The organism is Lysobacter sp., from assembly GCF_035655815.1.
Lineage (GTDB): Bacteria > Pseudomonadota > Gammaproteobacteria > Xanthomonadales > Xanthomonadaceae > Lysobacter_J.
Genome location: NZ_DASRTS010000030.1, coordinates 1 through 6216, shown reverse-complemented (window position 1 = coordinate 6216; position 6216 = coordinate 1). Strand labels below are relative to the sequence as shown.

At 64.7% G+C, this 6216-nt stretch carries 7 protein-coding genes; 4 read left to right on the top strand and 3 right to left on the bottom strand.

Annotated features, from left to right (window positions below):
* On the top strand, positions 1-400 hold a 400-nt coding region (locus VFE83_RS08245), incomplete at its 5' end, for a demethoxyubiquinone hydroxylase family protein (RefSeq protein WP_324904951.1).
* A gap of 108 nt (positions 401-508) precedes the next feature.
* On the opposite strand, the gene VFE83_RS08240 is transcribed toward VFE83_RS08245, so the two are convergent.
* The 3 genes from VFE83_RS08240 to VFE83_RS08230 form a co-directional block, all read right to left on the bottom strand.
* The gene (locus VFE83_RS08240; RefSeq protein ID WP_324904949.1) at positions 509-1822 is read right to left on the bottom strand and encodes a YadA-like family protein; all 1314 of its coding nucleotides are present in this window, start codon (positions 1820-1822) and stop codon (positions 509-511) included.
* A 99-nt stretch (positions 1823-1921) separates the two neighbouring features.
* A complete protein-coding gene (locus VFE83_RS08235; RefSeq protein WP_324904947.1) occupies positions 1922-3781 on the bottom strand; it encodes a sensor histidine kinase in 1860 nt (619 codons plus the stop codon).
* Positions 3778-4413, bottom strand: coding sequence for a response regulator transcription factor (locus tag VFE83_RS08230; RefSeq protein WP_324904944.1), 636 nt, complete (start codon positions 4411-4413; stop codon positions 3778-3780). Before VFE83_RS08230 ends, VFE83_RS08235 begins: the two co-directional genes overlap by 4 nt.
* Before the next feature lie 1028 nt (positions 4414-5441).
* Here VFE83_RS08230 and VFE83_RS08225 point away from each other — a divergent pair.
* From VFE83_RS08225 to VFE83_RS19505, 3 genes are all read left to right on the top strand, one after another.
* On the top strand, positions 5442-5639 hold the full coding sequence (locus tag VFE83_RS08225; protein ID WP_324904942.1) for a hypothetical protein: 198 nt from the start codon (positions 5442-5444) through the stop codon (positions 5637-5639).
* A gap of 119 nt (positions 5640-5758) precedes the next feature.
* The gene (locus VFE83_RS08220) at positions 5759-6010 is read left to right on the top strand and encodes a hypothetical protein (protein ID WP_324904940.1); all 252 of its coding nucleotides are present in this window, start codon (positions 5759-5761) and stop codon (positions 6008-6010) included.
* 117 nt (positions 6011-6127) lie between these two features.
* Positions 6128-6216, top strand: an 89-nt coding sequence (locus VFE83_RS19505; protein WP_414674708.1) for a demethoxyubiquinone hydroxylase family protein, incomplete at its 3' end; no start/stop codon positions are given.

Genomic DNA, 6216 nt, shown 5'->3' with positions numbered 1-6216 from the left:
GAAGCTTGAGGAGTTTCGCTCGCACGAACGTGGGCACAGAGAAGTCTTCAGGGCAGAGCTGGAAAGAAGGGGAAGGGCTCGCTGCAAGAGCTATTGGCTATGCGGTTTTGGCGGTCTCGTCCTTGGATTGCTGACTGGCCTACTAGGACGCTCCGGCATTTCGGCAACCACGGTTGCGGTTGAAAGCGTCGTTCTTCGCCACTTGGAGAGGCAACTCGTCGAGCTTCAAGGCGTGGATGAGCCTGCCGTGTCGGCGATATCGTCCATCCTCGCCGAGGAACGCGGGCATCACGACCAGGCTGCGTCACATGTCAGTGAGAACAGTCGGCTTCGCCGGGTTCTTGAACGGCTCGTTTCGGCAGCGACCGAGTCTGTGATCTGGCTCGGCATGAAACTTTAGGCCGCGCTGCCAACGTCCGCTTCTGGCCGATAGCGGACACCGCATCGATCGGCGGTGCCAACGTTTCGCACACGCGAGGCGGATGTCCGCTTCTGGCCAGGCAACGGACTACCAGCTGAAGCCGGCACCTGCCGAAACGCTCTTTTCGCCGCCACCGAACGCCGCGCCCAGCGACAGGCTTGCCCGATTTCCGATGATGCGCTGATAGCCGGCGGCGATGGCCTCCTGGCCGCCCTGCGCGCCAATGCCGACGCCGATGCGGTTGTTGCCGGTCAATCCCGATGTGTTCATCGCCATGCCTGCATAGGCGCCACTCATCGCGGCCATCTTGTCGATGCGGCGATCCATCCGGTTGAACCGGTCGTCCACGTCCTTCTGCAGCGTGCTGAAGCTGTCTGCCAGACCGGTCATCTCGGTGAAGCGCTGGTCCGTGTACGTGTTGGCGGCCGTCAGCGTGGCCGCGTCGCCGGCGTTCGCGTACTGCTGCGCCTCGCTCAACGTCTGAACGTCGCCCGCGTCGGCGTGCGCGCGAGCCGAGCTCAGCGTCGTCGCCGTCGCGGCATCGGTATAGCCATACGCGGAGGCGAGCACGGCGGCGTTGCCGATCGCCATGTCGCTGCGGACCGCGCTTTCGCGCGTATCGGCGTAGGCATTCGCCGAGGCCAGCGTCGCGGCGTCCCCGCTGCTCATCTGCGCAACGTTGGCCGCATCGGTGCCCGCGGTGCCGGCCGCGACGTTGATGATGCGGCGTTGCGACGTGCTGGAGCCCACCGAGATCACGTTGGCGACGCCGCCATCGGTGCTTCCAGCACCCAGTGCCACCGAATTGCCGCCGTTCGCGGTGGCGTTCTGGCCGAGGGCGGTGTTGCCACTCGTACCCGCCGTGCCCGCAGTGCCGGGGTAGCCGCAGCAGCCTTCCGCGCCCGTGCCGCCGATGCCCGCAGAGGCGCCATTCCCTAGGGCGATGTTGTTGTTGCCACCGGCACCGCCCGCGCCGCCCGTGCCGCCCGCATAGCCGTCGCCAGCGTTGCCGCCCGTGCCGGCGCGGGAGTCGATGCCGATCGCGAAATTGCCCGTGCCACCGGTTCCACCCACGCCCCCGCTGCCGCCGGCGGTGCCGTTGGCGCCGTTTCCGCCGGTGCCTGCCTGGCTGTTCTCGCCGATGGCCGTATTCGCCGAGCCGCCCGCGCCTCCGGCACTGCTTGACCAACCGGAGCTGGAGGCGCCCGCCGAGCCCGGCGTGCTCGCTTCGCTACCGCTTCCGCAGGCCATGTCCTGGCCGGTGACGTTCTGGCTGCAAGGGTCGGTACCCGTGCCGCCGACGGCCTGTGCGAGTGCGGGCGCAGGGGACAGCATCAGGAGGACAGCGAACAACGGCGCGCTGGCGAAAGCCAGTCGGGAAAGGGCAGCGGAACGGGGCATGGCGATCTCCGGGCAACAGGACGCCGCGGAACATGCACAGCCGCCCCCACGGCAATGCGCGAGGATGCATCCGTCCCGCGTGTGCGGGTATCCACGAGATCAGGTAGTCGCGGCCTCCGCGCGGTAGTTCCGGTCTTCCAGGCGGACCGGGAATTCCAGCTGTAGCCGCGTGCCCGACGCGTCCGAATGGGTGCGCAGTTGCCCGCCCAAGCGGCTCGCGCGCACGCGCATGCTTACCAGTCCCGCACCGCCCGGGTCCGTCAATGCCTGCGTCGCCATGCCTTGTCCGTCATCGTCGATGCGAAGACGCAGCACGCCATCGACGCACTCCAGCCGCACATCCACGTATCGCGCGTCGCTGTGCTTGAACACGTTCGTCAGCGCTTCCTGCATCAGTCGCAACAGATCGAGGCTGCGCGCAGTGCCGAGTTCGATGCCGTCCAGGCCTTCCAGCTGCCAGCGGCTGTCGATGTCGGCCAGTTCCATCAGCCTGGCAAGCCTATGGCGCAGCGGTGCGAGCTGCGCAGCCAGGTCCGCGTGCTCGCGGGTGGTGGAATCGACCACCAGGCGCAGGTCATCGCGCATGTCCTTCAGCACGTCCACGACCTTCGCCTTGGGCATGTCGTCCGGAAATTGTTCCAACTGCGTGATGGCGCCGATGAGCGTGCCGCCGAAACCGTCGTGCAGGTCGCGGACAAGCTGCAGGCGTTCGCCGGCGCGGCTGTGCGCCAGTTCGATAGCGTGCTGGCGCGAGAGCGTGTCTGCGAGATTCGACGTCGCCGCGTCGACCTCACGTTGCAGCTCGGCATTGAAGCCTTCCATGCGGCGCATCGCGATGACGAAGCGGTACGCCAGCACGAAGCCGACGCCGATCAGGGTCAGCACCGAAGTCAAGCTGAGCAGGTAGGTATCGCCGCGAACCCAGCCGAAGTAAAGGGCGAAGTCGTAGAACGACACCAGCACCGGTGCGATGGCGCACGCCGCCATCACCATGTAGTCCACGCGGCGCACGCGCGAGGCACGGATCAGGAACCAGCCGATGGCGATGTAGAAGAACGCGCCGCCCAGCATGATCCATGGCGTTCGATGCGGCCCCATCCAGCCGGGCGCAAAGGCCGCGGCGACGAGGCCCAACGCGCACAGCGCCCCCATGAGGCGCTCCAGGCGCGGATACCGTCTTTCGCCATAGCGAAGCAGGAACATCGCGTAGCTTGCGCCGGCCGCCATGTACATTGCGGCGATGAACGCCTGCCAGGCGTCGGTGCTCGGAAATGGCCACGTGCTGGTAGCGATGAAGTTCGCGCCGTAAAGCGAGCCAGTGAGTTCCGACAAGGCGAACCAGCCGTAGACGGTCTCCTGTCGTCGCAGCAGCCACACCAGCAGGAACACGCCGCCGAGGACCACGCTCATGGCGAGGTTGATCAGCTTTATGTCGTGACGGCGGAAGCGGTCGCTTCTATATTGCGCGTGCACCACCGCCGGATCGCCGACGGTGACGGTTCCGAAACCGGGCTGGTACGCCGTCAGTCCCGATACACGCACCAGTATCGTGTTCTCGCCTGGCCGGAGCAACGGCGGGGAAAGCAGGAAGTACTGCGGCGAATTCCATGTGCGCGACAGCGGCTCCACCAGGCCTGGATCGCGTGCGACGAGGCTTCCGTTGACATACACCGCGCTGGTCATGCACACGTAGTCGATTAGCAGCGCGGTCGATCGACTGGCGTCATCCTGCCGCCAGTGCAGGCGATACCAGACCACGCCGTCGTGCTCCGGCCAGCGCGCATCCCAGTAGTCCATCAGCGTCACGGGCGTCCAGCCGGTGGCGGGCGGGGTGGTGGCGTTCCAGTCCGATCGCACCGCCTCGGCGCGATCGATCGTCAATGTCGAAGCGGTGGACGCGAGCTGGCCAAACGCGATCGCGGGCCACAGCGCGAGCAGCGCCAGAAGCGCGCGTATCAAGTCAGCAGCCCAATCGAACGCGCCTCGAACACCGCCTCGGTGCGCGAAGTCACCGCAAGCTTTCGGTAGATGTTGCGGGTATGGCTTTCGATGGTGAGCCGGGAAAGGTTGGTGGCCTGTGCGATCTCGCGGTTGCTCAGTCCACGGGCCACCATGCGCAACACTTCGCCCTCGCGGGGCGTGAGCCGGGCGTCGCCTGCCTCGGGCGCCGAAGCGGGCGCTTGCGGCAGGAGGGTTAGGATATGTCGTGCGATCACTGGATCGATGGCGGCGCCGCCACGTTGCAGGATGCGCAGGAACATCGCGAGTTCGGCGTCCTCGCTGCTCTTGAGCAGATAGCCGATCGCCCCGGCACGTATCGCCGCGAGGATGGCGCTCTCTTCCGCCCATGCTGACACGATCACCGCCTGTGTCTGCGCGGGACGGCGTTGCATCCAAGCGATGAGATCAACGCCATTGCCGTCGGGCAACTGCATGTCCACCAGGGCCAACGCGAATGGCCGCGCCGACAGGCGCGCACGCGCCGCCTCCAGGCTGGGAGCCGCCTCGATATGCGCATCCGCGCCGGCGACGTCCGACGTCAATCGCAATAGGCGCCGCTGGGCACTGGCGTCGTCCTCGACGAGCAGCACCGAAGAAAGCACTATCGACCGCGGTTCCACGATTCCCCTCGCCGGATCCCCAAACGCACGCGAGTCTAGCGTGGTTGATCGCGCTCCGATCGTGCCGGGGCGGTCCGGGTGCACGTGCCGCCTTCGTCGTCGTGACGCGGGCATCGTGTTGGCCATCCGATACCAGCCTCAGTTCGCACATTCCACTGGCCTGATAGCAATCGGCCACAGGGCCGTCGGCCATACATAGCCTCGGATCCGGTAAGTCAGACTGCAGGTGGGCCGGCCACGTCGTTGACTAGGCCGCGAGGAACGCCGTGGCGATGCTAATGTCCGCTTCCAACGCAAAACCGACACGCGTCCGTTAATCGGTTCGACCATCACGCCCATGGGGAGAGCATGCGGAAGTATCTTAAACTTTCATGGAAGCGTTTCATGTGCGTCGCTCTGCTCGTCAGTGCCGTTCCAGCGCTGTTGGTAGTAGCCGCGATCTCGAACCCGAACGCAGTCTCGTGGCCAGCCCTGCTGTTCGTGCTGGCTCTTCAAGCAGGCTCGCTTGCGTGGGCAGCCGGTGCGTGGAGACGCTTGCGTCGTGCGAGCGAATCATCGCCAATTGAAATCGCGGATGTAGAACGGATTCGCGAGATTGTGGCCGGTCCGTTCGGTCCTTTGCGCACATGGCTTCGACGGATCTGCGCCGTGGCTATCGCAATTGCTGTCCTCTGTTTGCTGGCAAGAGCGTTGGGTACGTAACTCGAAGATGACCGCTTCTGGCAACTAGCGGACATGGCGCAAGCGATCCCGACGCCCGCTCGGACTTCTGGGGTGACGACTCGATAGGACGTTATCTGACGGCCGCGATGTCGTTCGATCGCATCCTGAGCGTGCTCCGGCGCCCGAGGCTTTCCACTCCGGGCACTCCCCACCCGATAGTCCAGGCGGCCTCTACGGGCTAGCAGATGCAATCTGCAAAGCGCGACGCAATTTAACGGTCAGATGGACCTTACCCTCAAAGAGCCCAATGTGGGCAAACAAGGAGAGTTATAGCCATGAAGAGCTTGAAGAACGCGCTCGTGACGGTCGCCTTTGGCGTGCTCGTGTCCGCTGCTGGCGCAGTTGCGGCGAACTGTCCAGCTGGCTTTTACTGCGTTGACCTCTACAACGACTGCATGTCGAGCGGCCAGCATCTGGAGGCGTATTGCCGAGCGATTCGTGACGACTGCATCGCAGACGCCTGCTACATGTAAAGCTGATTGGCCCCGTCTTCTAGGAGGCGGGGCTTCTGCGTTAATGTCCGCTTTCGACCCGAAGCGGACATTATCGCCGCCGGAGGCTTGGCGTCTACGGGCGGCTCAAGGGAGCCGGAATGCAGAACTACGAGACCATCGCGGACGCGCTGACGGTTGCTAGGCAAGTCTTGGCTGGGGAGATCGATCCAAATCTCGGATGTGGCCTTATTGCGACGATCGGCCAGAAGCAAAGGTATCCGGACGAACTCGCCCTGTTCGAGTTGCTTTCACATGAGCAGTACGGACATGAGGAGCTGGGTATCACGGTCAAGTCCTGTGTGCCGGACATTCTGGAAGCATGCCGAAGCCTCCTCGCAACCCACGCCTAGTTGTAGATTGCGAAATGTCTGCTCCTGGCCGAGAGCGGACACCCGACCGATCGAAGCGGCCTGGGCGGTGCTAATGTCCGCTTCCGACCCATAGCGGACATCAGATTGAGGAGGCACATGGACCTGGGAAGCCGAATCCTCAAGGTCAACCACGCAGGCGAGTTCGGTGCCATCTCGATCTATACAGGCCAGATTGTCGTGGCGAG